Annotated in this window: 15 protein-coding genes and 2 pseudogenes; 9 read left to right on the top strand and 8 right to left on the bottom strand. The window is 75.1% G+C overall.

Annotation, left to right across the window (positions count from 1 at the left end; translation table 11 throughout):
* Window positions 1–51 precede the first annotated feature (51 nt).
* The 8 genes from speD to IEX99_RS04470 all read right to left on the bottom strand — a co-directional run bounded on the left by speD (window position 52) and on the right by IEX99_RS04470 (window position 7,901).
* Window positions 52–522, bottom strand: coding sequence for an adenosylmethionine decarboxylase (gene speD / locus IEX99_RS04505; protein WP_188898804.1), 471 nt, complete (start codon window positions 520–522; stop codon window positions 52–54).
* A gap of 155 nt (window positions 523–677) precedes the next feature.
* Window positions 678–3,041: a hypothetical protein gene (locus IEX99_RS04500; protein WP_188898803.1), complete on the bottom strand. Its 2,364-nt coding sequence runs from the start codon at window positions 3,039–3,041 to the stop codon at window positions 678–680.
* Between the two features lie 980 nt (window positions 3,042–4,021).
* Entirely contained in the window at window positions 4,022–4,681 is a 660-nt protein-coding gene (locus tag IEX99_RS04495; protein ID WP_188898802.1) for a protein phosphatase CheZ, read from the bottom strand.
* Window positions 4,674–5,054, bottom strand: coding sequence for a chemotaxis response regulator CheY (locus tag IEX99_RS04490; RefSeq protein WP_188898801.1), 381 nt, complete (start codon window positions 5,052–5,054; stop codon window positions 4,674–4,676). The genes IEX99_RS04495 and IEX99_RS04490 overlap by 8 nt, the downstream gene beginning before the upstream one ends.
* A gap of 57 nt (window positions 5,055–5,111) precedes the next feature.
* Window positions 5,112–5,852, bottom strand: a complete 741-nt coding sequence (locus tag IEX99_RS04485) for a MotE family protein (protein ID WP_188898800.1) — start codon at window positions 5,850–5,852, stop codon at window positions 5,112–5,114.
* Window positions 5,849–6,307, bottom strand: coding sequence for a DUF6468 domain-containing protein (locus tag IEX99_RS04480; RefSeq protein WP_188898799.1), 459 nt, complete (start codon window positions 6,305–6,307; stop codon window positions 5,849–5,851). The genes IEX99_RS04485 and IEX99_RS04480 overlap by 4 nt, the downstream gene beginning before the upstream one ends.
* Window positions 6,304–7,422 (bottom strand): flagellar motor switch protein FliM, encoded by a 1,119-nt coding sequence (gene fliM, locus IEX99_RS04475; protein ID WP_188898798.1) that lies wholly within the window; start codon window positions 7,420–7,422, stop codon window positions 6,304–6,306. The genes IEX99_RS04480 and fliM overlap by 4 nt, the downstream gene beginning before the upstream one ends.
* Window positions 7,419–7,901: a flagellar basal body-associated FliL family protein gene (locus tag IEX99_RS04470; RefSeq protein ID WP_188898797.1), complete on the bottom strand. Its 483-nt coding sequence runs from the start codon at window positions 7,899–7,901 to the stop codon at window positions 7,419–7,421. The genes fliM and IEX99_RS04470 overlap by 4 nt, the downstream gene beginning before the upstream one ends.
* A gap of 208 nt (window positions 7,902–8,109) precedes the next feature.
* On the opposite strand from IEX99_RS04470, the gene IEX99_RS04465 reads away from it, so the two are divergent.
* The 9 genes and pseudogenes from IEX99_RS04465 to IEX99_RS04430 form a co-directional block, all read left to right on the top strand.
* On the top strand, window positions 8,110–8,856 hold the full coding sequence (locus tag IEX99_RS04465) for a flagellar hook basal-body protein (RefSeq protein WP_188898796.1): 747 nt from the start codon (window positions 8,110–8,112) through the stop codon (window positions 8,854–8,856).
* Window positions 8,857–8,896: 40 nt separating this feature from the next.
* Window positions 8,897–9,682 carry a flagellar basal-body rod protein FlgG gene (flgG, locus tag IEX99_RS04460; RefSeq protein WP_188898795.1) on the top strand — a complete coding sequence of 262 codons (786 nt, stop codon included), beginning with the start codon at window positions 8,897–8,899 and terminating at the stop codon, window positions 9,680–9,682.
* Between the two features lie 13 nt (window positions 9,683–9,695).
* A complete protein-coding gene (gene flgA, locus IEX99_RS04455) occupies window positions 9,696–10,676 on the top strand; it encodes a flagellar basal body P-ring formation chaperone FlgA (RefSeq protein ID WP_188898794.1) in 981 nt (326 codons plus the stop codon).
* Between the two features lie 14 nt (window positions 10,677–10,690).
* Window positions 10,691–11,452 (top strand): flagellar basal body L-ring protein FlgH, encoded by a 762-nt coding sequence (gene flgH, locus IEX99_RS04450; protein ID WP_188898793.1) that lies wholly within the window; start codon window positions 10,691–10,693, stop codon window positions 11,450–11,452.
* A gap of 133 nt (window positions 11,453–11,585) precedes the next feature.
* Entirely contained in the window at window positions 11,586–12,356 is a 771-nt protein-coding gene (locus IEX99_RS04445; RefSeq protein ID WP_188898792.1) for an SDR family NAD(P)-dependent oxidoreductase, read from the top strand.
* 259 nt (window positions 12,357–12,615) lie between these two features.
* A complete protein-coding gene (locus tag IEX99_RS04440; RefSeq protein WP_188898791.1) occupies window positions 12,616–13,680 on the top strand; it encodes an isocitrate/isopropylmalate dehydrogenase family protein in 1,065 nt (354 codons plus the stop codon).
* A gap of 48 nt (window positions 13,681–13,728) precedes the next feature.
* Window positions 13,729–13,965 (top strand): annotated as a pseudogene (locus IEX99_RS22345) (IS5/IS1182 family transposase); the annotation flags it as partial.
* On the top strand, window positions 13,942–14,160 hold the full coding sequence (locus IEX99_RS22340) for a transposase (RefSeq protein ID WP_373285159.1): 219 nt from the start codon (window positions 13,942–13,944) through the stop codon (window positions 14,158–14,160). The pseudogene IEX99_RS22345 and the gene IEX99_RS22340, both read left to right, overlap by 24 nt.
* A gap of 130 nt (window positions 14,161–14,290) precedes the next feature.
* A pseudogene (locus IEX99_RS04430) lies at window positions 14,291–15,454 on the top strand (C45 family autoproteolytic acyltransferase/hydolase); the annotation flags it as partial.
* Window positions 15,455–15,514 lie beyond the last annotated feature (60 nt).

Here is a 15,514-nt window from a genome sequence, read left to right as displayed (position 1 = left end):
AAGGGCCGGACCAGCCGGCCCGGCCCCAGAATCGCTCCGGCGGGCCGGGGTTCAGCCGACCAGGCCGCGCTTGTGCTCGGCGAGCTGCACGCGCTCCGGCGCGAACCCCTTCTTCAGCACGGGGATCGCCTTGTACGGATCGCACTCGCCGCACATGAAGAGGTCGAGCGCGGCGTAGTCCCGCTCCGGCCAGGTGTGGATGGAGAGGTGGCTCTCCGCCAGCACCAGCACCCCGCTCACGCCGCCGTTGGGCGAGAAGTGATGGAAGTGGCCGTGCAGGATCGTGGCGCCGCTGACCTCCGCCGCCTCGCGCAGCACGCGATCGATGTGCGCCGGGTCGGCGAGGTTGGTCGCCCCCCAGAGGTCCACGATCAGGTGCGTCCCGGCATAGCGGACGCCGTTGCGGCAGACGAAGTAGTCCTTCGCCTCCTCGATCACGCTCTCCGAGCGCGTCTCAGTGTCGTAAGTCCGGGCGTCGCTCGGGAACTCCGAGACCATCCCCGGTTGGACGAGAGCTTCCATCGTCGGGCTCCTTCCAGCCAGCAGATGACCAGGGCGATCGGGATTCGATCAGGTCAACGGCGGGCGCATATGGGGCATGAGGCCCCCCGCCGCAAGGGAAATTTCCCCCCCTGGGCCGGAATTTTCGCCGGACCGCCCCGCATCGCACGCGGGACTCATCGTGTGACCGGGCCGCCTGTCCGCAATGGCTCCAGCCGTGACGTCAGCGTGCGGATCGCCTCGAGCTCGCGCTGCAGGCGCGGCAGGTCGTCGAGGCCCCGCACCGGGGCCGCCGTCAGCAGCGCGAAGGCCTCGCCCAGCGGACCGTTGCGCATGCGCGGACCGTGCGCGGCGCGCAGCGCCGCGAGGCGCGCCTCGTCCCCGGCCAGCGCGGCGAAGGCCGCGAGCCGGGCCAGGGCGCGCCGGTGCTCCGGGCTCAGGGGCGCCGGCGGCGCGGGCAGCGCGTTCTCGACGTGAACTGCCAGCGCCGCGGCCGCGCCCGGCCAGTCCCGCGCCTCGGCGAGCAGCTCGGCGAGCGCCTCCGCGCCGGCGGCGCCGAGCCGGCGCAGGGCCGCCGCCGCTGCCTGCGGATCGCCCCCGCGGGCCAGGGCGCGCGCCCGCAGTACCTCGCGCTCGGCCGTCAAGGACTGCGGCAGACCCACCGCCGCCGTCGCGCCAAGAGCCAGGAGCGCGCCCGCAAAATCGCCCTCGTCCAGGCGCAGCGCCGCGAGCCGCGCGCCGAGCGCCGCTCGCGCCGGCGATTCCAGGCTCCGCACGGCGGTCACGCCCAGCAGACGCGCCGCCCGATCGCTCAGGTCAAGCGCGATCAGCCGGTCGGCCAGCAGCATCAGCGCCGCCACGCCCGCCTCGCCTGCCTCCGGCAGCAGGTCCTGACTCGCATCCGCCAGCGCGACCGCCCTCAGGGGCGGCGCCTGCGCCATCGCCGCAAGCAGCGCCTCGCGCAGCCGGGGACGCAAGGTGCCGGCATGGTCCGGGTGCTGCGCTTCCGCCTCGCGCAACAGGGCGAAGGCGCCTTCCGCATCGCCGATCTCGCGCTTCAGCGCTGCCAGGCGCAGCCGCGCCCCGACCTCGATGGCGTCGCCGCGCCAGGCGAACAGGGCCGCCTCCAGCGCCGCCGCCGCGCCGGGCGGATCGAGCGCCCCCGTCGCCAAGCGGAGCTCCACGGCGCGATGGATCGCCCGGGCGCGGGCAAGCCGGTCCCGGCCCCGCGCGAGCGCGTCATACGCGGCCAGCGCTTCGCCCGTCCTGCCCTCCGCCTCGGCCAGGCGCGCCTGCGCGAGGGCGAGCAGGGGCGTCTCCACCGCTGCCTCCTCGAGAAGCCGCCGCGCCGCGCCGAGCAGCGTCGGCCGCTGGCCGGCCGCCCCGATCAGCGCCTCGACGGCGGAGGGCAGCAACCGCGCCTGCACCGCGCCCGGATAGACGAGGAGCAGCGGCGCCGTGCCGGCAAGCACGGGCGCCGCCGCCTCCGGCGCGCCGCGCGCCGCCGCCAGGACGGCGCGCCAGAGCTCCGTCTCCTCGACCTCCGGCAGGCGGCGATCCTCGATCGCGCTTGCCGCTTCGGCCGGCCGGCCCGCCAGCAGCGCCGCCGCGCCGTGCGCCAGCAGCAGCCGCGGATCGTCCACGGCGCGCGGGTCTTCCTGGAAGGCCAGGGCGGACATCGCCTGCGCCTCCTGCGCCAGTCCCAGGGCGAGCAGTGCCTCCGTCGCCTCCCGCCGGAGCGGCGCGCGCGCCAGGGGCGCCGCGGCCGCGATCGCGCCCTGGAGGTGGCGCAGGCGTTCCAGCAGCGCCTCGGCCGGCGCCACGGGCAGGTCGAGCACGCGGCCCATCGTCGCCGCCTCCGCCGCCGCGGCAGGCGCATCCCAGGCTTCGCCGAGCACCAGTTCCGCGCCCCCGGCGGCGGAGAGCGTGAAGCGATCGAGACCGGCACGCAGCACCAGCGCATCCGACCGGGCCAGCACCACCACGCCGAGCACGCTGGGCAGCAGATCGAACTGCGCGCCGCGACGGGAGAGGGCCATGGCCTGTCCGTCCTCCCGCAGGGTGCCGACGAGGAGGGGCGCGCCGGTCAGGGGGTCGGCCAGAACGATGCTGCGGCCCGGCTGGCTTGCGCGAACCGCCAGGCGCGGCGGCTCGGCCTCGGGCTCCGTTGCCAGGGGCCGCGCCGGGGGGGCCGCCTCCTGCCGCATCTCCACCAGCCAGGCCTGGCCGTGGTCCGCCGAGCGTCGCGGGACCAGGTGGCCGGGCGCGGCGAGCGGCAGGCGCAGGACGGTCGCATCCGCGGTGATGCGGGCCTCGATCGCGCCGAACACCGGGTCGCCGACCAACGTACCGAGATCGAGCGGCTGGGCGGCGTCGAACACCACCACCGCGGCATCGCCCCGGCGAAAGGCGGCCGCCCCGACCTCCGGGCCGAAGGGCAGCAGCAGGGCACGACCCGACGGCGCCGGATCGGCGACGATGCGCACCGGCCGCGCCTCGCGCCCGACGGTCGGCGGAGCCGGCAGGAAGTGCGGCGGCACGCGCGTCTCGCTCGCAGGCTGCGCCCGCGCGGTCGGTCCCGAGGCGGGCGTCGCCGGCGCCGGGAGGTCAGACGATCCGATCGCACTCGCCGCCGAGGACGGCGGCGAAGCGACGGCACCCGCCTCTCGCGGCTGCGCCGCCTCCGGCGCGGCGGCGCCCAGAACGGGAGGCGCCGCCACGCCGACACCGATGCCCGAAGGGAGCGGGGGTGGTTCCCCCCCCGGCACCGGCGCCGAGGTGGCGGGGACGGGCGTGGAGGCCGCAGCGCCGCCCGCGGAACCGGGTGCCGTCTCCGCGGACGGCGTGGTGCCCGCGATCTCGCCCGCGACGGCCGGCGCCAGGCCCGGCCCCTCCGCATGCGCCGCCGGGCCGAGGGCCTCCCGTCGCTCGTTCGGCTGCGCCGCGCCTTCCGGCCCGTCAGGGCGGTCCGCGTCGCGCCCCTGCGCCTCCCTGGCCGGGAACATCGCGGTCCCCGGCGACGGCACCGCCACCGCGGGCGCGCCTGCCGGGGCGTCGCCGTCCGCCCGCGCCCCCGGTTGCCGCCCCGGCGGTCGCGGATCGCGGGCATCCACCACGACAAGGCGGCCCAGGCGGAAATGCCGCGGCCGTGCCCCTGCGCGCAGGGTGATCTCCGCGCCGTCCCCGAGCGCGCGGAGAGCGGCGACATTCCGCGGCGGCCGTGCCCTGCCGAGATCCAGGATGACGCCGGCCGGCGCATCGAAGCGCACGGCGAGGCGGTGCTCGCCGAGGCGCTCGATGCGGTAGGAGAGACCGGGCGGCGCATGGAACACGACCCGACCATGGGTCGGATGGTCGCCGACGCGCACGCCGATCCGCGGCGGGCCGGCCGGCGCGGCCTCCGGGCCTGCCCGCTGCGCGGCCGGCCGGTGCGCCTCCCCGGGCCCCGAAACGACCGCGACCGCCGCGGCGAGGGCCAGCGACAGGCCGACGCGGCCCGCCCGCGACGCACCGCCATCCATCAGTCGAAGCTCGCCAGCAAGCGGTCGATCTCGTCCTGGCTGACGCCCGCGCCCGGCAGCTGCGGCCCCTGCGCCAGCGCCTGCCCGTCCGTCGGCGCCGGCCGCGCGCCTTCCGCGGCCGCCTCGCACACGCGGGCAACCGGATGGGCCCTGGCCGCCGCCGCGCCCCGCGCCGCGCTGACCACCGCGGCAACGCGCGACTCGATCGCCTTCAGCGCCGCGACCACCTTGGCGATGCGCTGGCCGGTGATGTCCTGGAAGCTGCAGGCCTCGTAGATGCGCGTGATCGCCCCGCGCAACGCCGCCTGGCCCTCCGCCCCCAATTGTGGCTCCAGCCGCTCCAGCGTCTCGCAGCAATCGAGGATCTCGTTCGTCGCGCCGGCGGTGTGCTCGACGACCGCATCGAGCTCGTCCGTCGCGCTCGGAATGTGGCTCGCCGTGATGTCCTCGACGCCGAGCGCGGCGATCTCGGCCTTGACCCGCTTGACGGTGCGGCCGAGAGCCTCGAGTTCCGCCAGCAGCGCGGCCTCCTTCGTCGTCAGGTCGCCCTCCAGGCTGCCGAGCACGGCGCGCACCGCCGCCTCGATCGCCTCGTCGTTCGGCCGCGAGGGCGGAAGCGCGGCGGCCGGCGCGCGGTCCGGGCACGCGCCGTCAGGCATTGGCCAGCACCTTCTCGATCTTCTCGCGCAGGGTCTCCGCGTTGAATGGCTTGACGATGTAGTTGGACACGCCGGCCTGCTTCGCCGCGATCACGTTCTCGGTCTTGCTCTCGGCGGTGACCATGATGAACGGCGTGGCCTTCAGCCGGGCGTCCGCCCGCACCTCCTTAAGCAGGTCGAGGCCGGTCATCGGCTGCATGTTCCAGTCGCTGATCACCAGCCCGAAATTGCCGGCGCGCAGCTTGGCCAACGCCTCCTGCCCGTCGGTCGCCTCCTCCACGTTCTCGAACTCGAGCTGCTTGAGGAGGTTGCGGATGATCCGGAGCATCGTGCGGTAGTCATCCACGATCAGCACGTTGATCGACTTGTCCATGTTCCCCGCCGCATTCCCTTCGATCGCCGCGCCGCGTCATGCCGGCGCCGCCATGCCTCACTCGCCGCCGCCCTCGCCGTCCGGCCGCAGACTCCGCTCTCCGCGATGGCGGGCGAGCTCGATGGTCGCCTGCCGCGCCCGCTCCGGACGCATCGCGCCGATCACCGGTGCCGCCTTGGCCTCGCGCATGCGGTCCAGGATCTGCACGAGGACGGGCATCTCCAGCTCGTCGAAGATCGCCGCGGCCTCGCGCGGGCGCATGCTCTCGTAGAGCCGCACCAGGCCGCGCCAGCCGCTGTCCTCGCGCTCCGCACGGTCGCGCTCCAGCGCCTCCAGCCGCCCCTGCAGGCGCGCGAGCTCCTCGATCCGCTGGGCGAGGCGCCGCTCCGCAGCGGCGAGCATCGCCTCCCGTGCTTCGACCGCCCGCTCGCGCGCCTCGAGCTCGGCGCGCCGCTCGCGCAGCCGCTCGAGCAGCGCCCGCTCCGCCGCGGCCGGTTCCGGCGTCCGCGCGCCCATGTTCGCCGTCGCGGCCTGCGCCACGACCGCCCCCAAGGTCGCCGAAGCCGTGACGGGCGGCGCCGCGCTGCCGGGCGGCGACGGCAGGACCGTCCGCGGGGACGTCGCGACGAGACGCGGCGTCGGCGGCGCCGCGCCGCCCAGGGCGCCGGACGCGGGCTGGGCCGTCGCCGCCCGCCACAGCGCCTCGGCCCGGACGGCGAAGGTGGCCAGCAGGACGGCCACCAGGGCCGGCAGCAGACGGAGGCGCGTTCGGACCGCGGCGAACATGGATGGGCTCACCGTTCCGTCCTCGGCAGGGCCTGCGCCAGAGCGTGCACGAGATCACGCCCGGCCTCGCCGCGTTCCGGCGCCGGCTCCGCGGCGGCCCCCTCGGGCCGCGCTGCCGGCGCGGCGCCGGTGGCCGCCAGGGGGCGCGCCGCCCGCACCAGCGCCTCCAGCCGATCCGCGAGGCCCTCGGCCCGCTCCGCCAGGTAGCGCAGATCGTCACGCAGCGGCTCGGCCGCAGCGGCGCGTTCGGCGACCTGGCGCCCCGCCAGCTCGGCGGCCGCCCGCAGCCGGACCATCGCCGCCTCCGCCATGCGCGTCGCCTCCTGGAAGCCGGCGGCGCTGCCCTCCAGTGCCACGCGGTCGCGTCGCAGCGCGCCGAGCTGCCGCTCGAGCCGGAGCGCGAAGGGGATCGCCGCACCCAGCAGCACGAGCAGCACGAGCTGCAGCGTCCATTCCAGCGTGCTCATGCCGCCGTCTCCTCCGTCACCTGCGTTGCGGCGCCCGCGGCGCCCGGACGCCCGCCGCGCGGCAGCGCACGCTCGATCCGCACCGCGAGCCGGTTCTCGCGCCGCCCGAGCTGCGCCTCGAACAGTCCGACCGGCCCGCAGGCCAGGCGCACCGGGGCGCCCGGCGCGACGCCGAGCGCGATGCGGTCGCCCACCCGCAGATCGAGCACCGCGCCGAGCGGCATGATCTGCTCGTCCAGCACCACGTCGAGCACCACCTCGGTGTGGCGCAGCTCCTCGGCGAGGTGCGTCTCCCAGATCGAGTCGCGGCCGAACTTCTCGCCCATGAACTGCTGGAGCAGCAGCTCGCGCACCGGCTCGAGCGTCGCGTAGGGGATCAGCAGTTCGAGCTTCCCGCCCCGCCCCTCCATGTCCACCCGCAGCCGCACCAGCACGCAGGCGTTGGAGGGGCGCGAGATCATCGCGAAGCGCGGGTTGACCTCCAGCCGCTCGAGGCGGAACACTACCGGGGAGAGCGGCTCGAAGGCCGCGGTGAGGTCGGCCAGCACCACGTTGAGGAGCCGCTCGACCAGGCTGCGCTCGATGGTGGTGTAGGGGCGGCCCTCGATGCGCATCGCCGCCGTGCCGCGCCGCCCGCCGAGCAGCACGTCCACCACCGAGTAGATCATCGGCGAGTCGACCACCGCCATGGCGTAGTTGTCCCAGGCCTCCGCCTTGAAGACGCCGAGCATGGCGGGCAGCGGCACCGAATCCAGGTAGTCCGCGAAGCGTAGCGAGGCGATCGAATCGATCGACACCTCGACGTTGTCCGAGGTGAAGTTGCGCAGCGTGGTGGACAGCAGCCGCACCAGCCGGTCGAAGACGATCTCGAGCATCGGCAGGCGCTCGTAGGAGACGAGCCCCGAACGGATGATCCGCTCGATGCCCGTCTGCGCCGCGGCGCGCCGGTCGGACCCGCTGTCGAAGCCGAGCAGGCTGTCAATCTCGGCCTGGTTGAGCTCGCGCGCCGCATCCGGCGCAGCGGGCGTGGCGGCAGGGGCAGCGGCCGCCGCCTCCCCGAGCGCGGCGCCCCAGGCGGCGTCGAGGTCCGCCTCCTCCTGCGGATCGCCGCTCATTGCACGAGGATCTCGAGGAACAGGACGTCGTTCACCCGCGCCGGCGCGACGGCGAGGTTGATCCGCGCCAGCAGCTCCTCGCGCAGCCGCTGCGTGCCGACGGAGCCGCGCAGCTCCTCCGGCCGCATCTCGCGCAGATAGGTGGCGAACAGGTCGAGGACCCGGGGCAGCGCCGCCTGCACCATAGCGGCGTCCTCGGCGCGCGCGAGCTCCAGCTTGCTGCGCAGCCTCACGTAGGATGCGCGCCGGCCGGTGACGTTGAGGTTGGACACCACCTCCGGCAGTTCGAAGAATGCCGGCGGGCGGGGCGCGGCCCGCGCATCGGCGCCGCCGGCCAGCGGCACCACGCCGGCGAACCACAGCCCCGTCGCGGGAAGCCCGAGCAGCAGCGCCGCCAGCAGGAAACCGGCGCCGCGTTTGCGCCGCCCGGCTTCTGGCTGCCCCGTCCCCGCACCCTCCGATCGTCCCGCGGCCGACATGGCCCGATCCCCTCTCCGCAGTTCGTACCGAATGCGGCGGAGCATGGCCGCGCCGTCTTAACGAAGGCTTGCGCGGCCAGGGCTGCCGGGTGGCGGCAGAAGCTGCCGGGCTGTCCGCCCCCGCCGCCGCCGATCCTTCGCCCGCGGACTGGCACGCGGCTTGCCCGGAAGGCCGCAGGACCGCTTGTCGCCGCAGGGAGACGCGCCGATGGACAGCCCGGGCTATGTCGTGCTCTCGCGCCTTGCGCTGCAGCCGCGCGCCACCGAGCTTCTGGCGCACAACATCGCCAACGCCGACACGCCGGGATTCCGCGCCCATCGGATGGTCTTCGCCGCGCATCTCGACCGGCAGCGGGGGACTGCCGCGCCTCCCGGCGGCGCGCGCGTCGCCTATGTCGAGGACCGGGCGAGCTGGCGCGACACCACGGCCGGCGCGCTGCAGCACACCGCCAACCCCCTCGACGTCGCCATCGCCGGCGACGGCTTCTTCGCGGTGGAGACGCCGCGCGGCGAGCGGTACACCCGCGCTGGCCGCTTCAGCCTCGACATCGACCGCCGGGTGGTGGACATGGAGGGACACCCGGTACTCGACGTCGAGAGCCGTCCGATCGTCATCGCCGCCGCCGACACGCGTATCGAGGTGCTGGGCGACGGCACGCTGCGGTCCGAGAACGGCGTCATCGCCCGGCTGCGCGTCGTGCGCTTCGATGATCCGCAGCGGCTCCGCGCGGAGGGCGACCGACTGTTCGCCGCCGACGACCCGCCCCTTCCGGTCGAGCGGCCCGCCCTGGTGCAGGGCGCGGTCGAGGGCTCCAACGTCCGGCCGGTGATCGAGCTGACCCGCCTGATGGCGGAGCTGCGCGAGTTCCAGTTCGCCGCGCAGTTCGTCGAGCGCGAGGGCGAACGCCTCTCCTCCGCCGTCGAGCGCATCCTGCGCCGCCGCGGCGCCGCCTGAGCCATCCCCCTGCCACGCACGAAGGACAGGAAGCGAAGCGATGCGTTCCCTCCATGTCGCCGCCACCGGCATGCTGGCCCAGCAGACCAACGTCGAGGTGATCTCGAACAACATCGCCAACATGAGCACCACCGGCTACAAGAGGCGGCGCGCGGAGTTCCAGGACCTGATCTACCAGAACCTGCGCCGCGTCGGCTCGCAGAGCGCGGACACCGGCACCGTGCTTCCCTCCGGCGCGCAGATCGGCCTCGGCGTGAAGACCGCGGCGATCTACCGCATCGCCGAGCAGGGCAACCTGCAGCAGACGGAGAACCGCTTCGACCTCGCCGTGCGGGGCAACGGATACTTCCAGGTGCAGCTCCCCTCCGGCGAGACGGCCTACACCCGCGACGGCACCTTCGGCCTCTCACCCGAGGGCACGATCGTCACGGCCGAGGGCTTCGTCGTCGCGCCCGGCATCACCATCCCGCCGGCCGCGCGCGACGTGACGATCAACGCCTCCGGCGAGGTGCTGGCGAAGATCGACGGGCAGACGGTCCCGCAGCTCGCGGGACAGATCCTCCTCGCCATCTTCCCCAACGAGGGCGGGCTGGAGGCGATCGGCGACAACATGTTCCTCGCCACCCCCGCCTCGGGCGAGCCGCAGCAGGCCGCGCCCGGCCAGCCGGGGTTCGGCCAGGTGCTGCAGGGCTTCATCGAGACCTCCAACGTCAACGTGGTGCAGGAGATCACCGCGCTGATCACCGCCCAGCGGGCATACGAGATGAACTCCAAGGTGATCACCGCGAGCGACGAGATGCTCTCGACGCTCACCCGGCTGCGCTGAGGGGGCACGCACGATGCGCCGCCGCCTCGCGCTCGCCCTCTGCCTCGCCGCGTTCCCGCTCGCGGCTGCGGCCGGCGCCCCGTCGTCCGGCGCGCGCGCCGCGCCGGAGCCCGTCCTGCTCCGCCCCTTCGCGGTGGTGGACGACCCCGTCGTCCGGCTCGGCGACCTGTTCGAGGGGGTCGGCGGGCGGGCCGCGGCGGCGCCGGTCGGTCCGGCACCGGCGCCGGGCCGCCGCAGCGTGGTGGAGGCGCCGCAGCTTGTCGCCATCGCGCACCGCCACGGCCTGTCGTGGCGCCCGCTCGGCGGCGACGCGCGCGCGGTGATCGAGCGCCCGGGCCGCCCGGTGCCGCGCGAGGAGATCCTCGCGCTGTTCCGCGACGAGCTGGTCCGCCACGGCATGGACGAGACGGCCGAGCTCGACATCCCGGGCTTCGCCCCGCCGATGGTGCCGCCGGCGTCCCTGGCACAGCTCGCCATCGAGGCGGCCGCATACGACGCCGCCACCGCGCGCTTCGCCGTCACCCTGGCCGTCTCGGCCGAGGGCATGCCGCTGCTCCGCCAGCGACTTGCCGGGCGCGCCGTGCCGACCGTGCCGGTGGTGGTGGCGACCCGTCGGCTCGCCGTGGGCGATGTGGTCCGGCCCGGCGATGCGCGGCTGGTGCGGCTGCGCGCCGAGCGGGTGCGGCCCGGCGCGGCGGAGCGGCTCGACCAGGTCGTCGGCCAGCAGCTGCGCCGCCCGATCGCGCCGGAGGTGATCTTCGGCATCGCCGACCTCGGCGCGCCCGAGGTGGTGCGCAAGCATGGGCTGGTGCTGATGCTGCTCGAGGCGCCGGGCCTGACGCTCACGGCGCAGGGGCGCGCGCTGGAGAGCGCCCCGCGCGGCGCGGTCGTGCCGGTGATGAACCTCGCGAGCCGCGCCGTGGTGCAGGCCGAGGCGATCGGGCCGGGCCGCGTGCGGGTGCGGCCCGGCGCCGTGCCGATGGCGGCGCGCTGAGGCCGGAGGCAGGCATGGACTGTTCACCTCTTCGTTGCGGTCCCCCCGCGCTGCTCGCGGCGACCGCGGCGCTGGCGCTCGCCGGCTGCGGCTCGCTCGACCGCCTCTCCCGCGTCGGCGAGCCGCCGCCGATGGCGCCGATCGCCAACCCTGCCGCCGATCCCCGCTGGCGGCCGGTGGCGATGCCGATGCCCAATCCGCAGGACCCGATCGTGCCGGCCAACAGCCTCTGGCGGCCGGGCAGCCGCACCTTCCTGCGCGACCAGCGCGCCGCGGCGGTGGGCGATCTCGTCACCATCCTCGTCTCGATCCGGGACGAGGCCGAGCTGCAGAACCGCACCCAGCGCACGCGCGAGAACAACGAACGGATGGGCGTGCCGGCGCTGCTCGGCCTGGAGGCCTCGACCAACCGCGTGCTGCCGAACAGCGTGCAGGCCGACCGGCTCGTCTCGACCAACAGCAGCGGCGCGGTGGACAGCGCCGGCCAGGTGCGGCGCCTCGAGACCATCGCGCTGCGGGTCGCGGCGACGGTGATGCAGGTCCTGCCGAACGGCAACCTGGTCGTGGCCGGGAGGCAGCAGGTGCGGGTGAACAGCGAGCTGCGCGACCTGCAGGTGGCAGGCATCATCCGGCCGCAGGACATCGCCTCGGACAACACGGTCCGTCACGACCGCCTGGCGGAGGCGCGAATCGCCTATGGGGGGCGCGGCACGCTCTCCGACGTGCAGCGGCCGCGCTGGGGTCAGGAGGTGCTCGACACCATCCTGCCGTTCTGAACCTCGCGACGCGCCCGGCCGGCGGCCCGTCCGCCGGCCGCGCCCGCTTGTCCCGGCGCGCGCCTCGCCCCTAGGGTTCTGCCGCCCGCCCGCCCAGGGCCGCGGACGGGCAGCGGGACGGAAGGGGTCGCGGATGACGCGCGCGCTGTTCGACCTGACGGGCCGGCTCGCCCTCGTTACCGGGTCGAGCCAGGGGATCGGCCTAGCCCTGGCCAAGGGCCTCGCCGAGGCCGGCGCGCGCGTGGTGCTGAACGGGCGCGATCCGGCGAAGCTCGCCGCCGCCGCCGCGACGCTCGCCGAGGCGGGCATCGCGGCAGAGCAGGCGCCGTTCGACGTGACCGACCCCATCGCCGTGGATGACGCGGTCGCCGGAATCGAGGCGCGGCTCGGCCCGATCGGGATCCTGGTCGCGAACGCCGGCGTGATGCGCCGCTCCCCCTCGGCCGAGATGCCGCCCGCGATGTGGCGCGAGGTGCTCGCCACCAACCTCGACGGCGTCTTCTGGTGCTGCCAGGCGGTGGGCAGGCGCATGATCGCGCGCGGACGGGGCGGCAAGATCATCACCATCTGCTCCGTGATGAGCGAGCTCGGCCGCCCGACCATCGCCCCATACGCGGCGAGCAAGGGGGCGCTGCGCATGCTCACGCGCACGCTCTGCGCCGAATGGGCGCGGCACGGCATCCAGGTCAACGGCGTCGCGCCCGGCTATTTCGCCACGGAGCTGACGAACGCGCTGGTGAACGACCCCGAGTTCACCGCCTGGCTGACCCGGCGCGTGCCGGCCGGGCGCTGGGGCAGGCTAGAGGAGCTGGTCGGCGCGACGGTGTTCCTCGCCGCGCCGGCCTCCGACTTCGTCAACGGCCACCTGCTGTACGTGGATGGCGGAATGACCGCGGCGCTGTAGGCGCGCAGGGCGCCGGGCCGCTCCGCCGCGCGCCCGGCCGCCGGCCATGCCGCGCGACCGGAGCGCACGGGGCGCGCCGCGGTCTTGCGCCGGATGGGCGGCTGGTCCAACAAGGGCGCCGATCGTCGCGCGGCCGCCCGCTCGCCGCGCGCTGGCGGGATCCGAACCCGCAACGCGCGGCCTGCCCTCCCGACGGCCCGCGCCGCCCGCCGTCGCGGCGGTCGGCCCGCCTGCGGCACACATGATGGAGAAAACCAAGATGCGCCTCGTCGTGGTTCCCGGTGACGGGATCGGACCGGAGATCACCGCCGCCACCATGGCCGTGCTGCGCGCCGCGGACATGCGCTTCGGCCTCGGCCTCGCCTACCAGGAGGAGCGCGCCGGACGCGAGGCCATGGCGCGCGACGGCACCAGCCTGCGCCCCGAGCTGTTCCAGGCGGTGAAGGCCGCGGACGGCCTCGTCCTCGGTCCGGTGGACTCGATCGGGCTCGGCGACCCGTCGAAGGGCGAGATCAATCCCTCGGCCTTCTTCCGCCGCAAGCTCGACCTCTACGCCAACCTCCGCCCGGCGCGGACCTATCCCGGCGTGCGCAATCCGCTGTCGAGGGACTTCGACCTCGTGATCGTGCGCGAGAACACCGAGGGCTTCTACGCTGACCGCAACATGGAGGAGGGCAACGCGGAACTCCGCGTCACGCCCGACGTGGTCGTCTCCCTGCGCCGCATCACCTGGCCGTGCTGCGAGCGGATCGCGCGCGCCGCGTTCCGGCTGGCCGCGCGGCGGCGGAGGAAGGTCACCGCGGTCCACAAGGCGAACGTGCTGCGCAAGGGCGACGGCATGTTCCTCGAGGCCTGCCGGACCGTGGCGAAGGACTTCCCCGAGGTGACGCTCGACACCGTGATCGTGGACGCGATGGCCGCGCTGCTGGTGCGCGACCCCGCCCGGTTCGACGTGGTCGTCACCACCAACATGTTCGGCGACATCCTTTCCGACCTGACGGCGGAGCTTTCGGGCAGCATCGGCCTCGGCGGCTCGATCAACGCCGGCGACCGCTACGCGATGGCGCAGGCGGCGCACGGCTCGGCGCCGGACATCGCCGGCCAGGACAGGGCGAACCCGATCTCGCTGATCCTCTCCGCCGCCATGCTGCTCGCCTGGCACGCTGAGCGGACGGGCAACAACGCCTTCGCCTCCGCCTCGGGCGCGATCGAGCGGGCGGTGGCGGCGAGCGTCGCGGCGGGCGAGTCCACACGCGACCTCGGCGGCCGGCTGGGCACGGCCGAGGCCGGCCGCGCCATCGCGGCGCGGGTCGCAGCGTCCTAGCGGCCTGTCGGATTCCCGTCTGGCCTGAAACCGGCGAGTCCGGCGTGCATGACGGGGTTCATCCCGTTCAGCCGCGACCGGGCGTTTCTCCTGCCGCCCGACGCGCAGGGCTGGCTTCCGGCCGATGACGCGGCGCATTGCGTGGTGGCGGCGGTGGAGCGGGTGGCGCTCGGCGCCCTTGCGGTGCGGCCGATCCCCGGCGGCAGGGCGCAGGACCACCCGCGGCGGCCGCTGGCGCTGATCTACGCTTACGCCGACGGCATCTTCTCCTCGCGCCGGATCGAGCCCGTCTTCGGCATCATCAAGTCAGCCCTCGGCTTCGCCCGCTCCCATCTCCGCGGCCTCGCCAACGTCACCGCCGAGTGGACCCTGATCGCCCTCGCCTACAACGGCCGCAGGCTCCACCGCCTGCGGCTCGCCCGACCTCAGACACCACCGCCCCATGCGCAGACCGCAGACGCAAAGCCGACAGGCTGCTAGCGCCGATTCCGCTCGGCTGTGCTCGCTGCATGGCTCCCGCTCGTTGTCCGCCGAGCCGCTTCACGCTCCCGGCTGATTCCAGCCGTCCGCGACCTGCTCCAGCGGATTCCATCGCGCCACCGCCCGGCGCATGCGACCGGCGGGAGGCAGAGCAGATGCGGCGCGGGCGCTGCGGCGCGCTCGTGACGGGCATCGCCAGCGCGGCGCGTCCGGTCTAGCCTCGGCGCCGGCCGTGCCGAGGAGGGAGCCCGCCGCCATGACCTTCGAACCCTTCCCGCTGATCGAGCTTTCCGGCGCCCCGGAGCACCGCGGCCGCGCCTACGGCCAGGCGGCGAAGGCGCGGGTGCGCCGCACCCTCGAGCACTACGGCGCGCAGCTCGCCGCGGCCGGCCAGGACGCGGCGCAGGTGCGCGCCATGGCCCGCGCCTTCGTGCCGCGGATCGAGGCCTTCGACCCCGCCTACGTCGCCGAGATGCGCGGCATCGCCGAGGGCGCCGGCGTCGCCTTCGAGGACATCGTCCTGGTCAACTGCCGCACCGAGGTGCTCCAGCTCGCCCGCCGCGCGGCGGAGGCCGCCTCCGCCGCCCGCGCCGCGCCCGAGGGCTGCACCGGCGCCATCGTCCTGCCCGAGGCGAGCGCCGACGGCACGCTGCTGCACGGCCAGAACTGGGACTGGAAGGCCGAATGCGCCGGGACCGGCGTGGTGCTGCGCCTCCGCCGCGAGGACGGCCCCGACATCCTCACCTTCGTCGAGGCCGGCGGCCTCGCGCGCTCCGGCCTCAACGCCGCCGGCATCGGCCTCACCGCGAACTACCTGGAGAGCGACCGCGACTACCGCACCCAGGGCGTCCCGCTCTCCCTCCTGCGGCGCAAGGCGCTGGAGCAGGAGCACGTGGCGCTGGCGCTGCGGGTGCTCCACGCCACGCCGAAATCCGCCGCGAACAACCTGATGCTGAGCCAGGACGGCTTCGGCGTGGACATCGAATGCGCCCCCGACGAGAGCTTCCTGCTGCACGCCGAGGGCGGCATCCTCGTCCACGCCAACCACTTCCAGAGCCCGGTGGCGCTCGCCAAGCTGCGCGACACGGGCATCGCCAGCACGCCCTGCTCGGTGACGCGCGAGCGGCGCGTGCGCGCGGCGCTGGAGGCGAAGCGCGGTCGGCTGACGCTCGACGACCTGCGCGCGGCCTTCTTCGACGACTGGCAGTCGCCCTGGTCGGTCTGCCGCCCGCCGCGTCCGGCGCTGAACGGGACGATCTCGGCGACGGTGGCGATGATCCTGATGCGCCCGGCGGAGGGCGTGATGGAGATCGCGCCGATGCCGGCGCTGAACCGCCGCTTCACCCGCTACAGC

Source organism: Caldovatus sediminis (assembly GCF_014644455.1).
Classification (GTDB): Bacteria; Pseudomonadota; Alphaproteobacteria; order Acetobacterales; family Acetobacteraceae; genus Caldovatus; species Caldovatus sediminis.
Note: the sequence above shows the minus strand (reverse complement) of the source record. Positions and strands in the feature narration are given on the sequence as shown.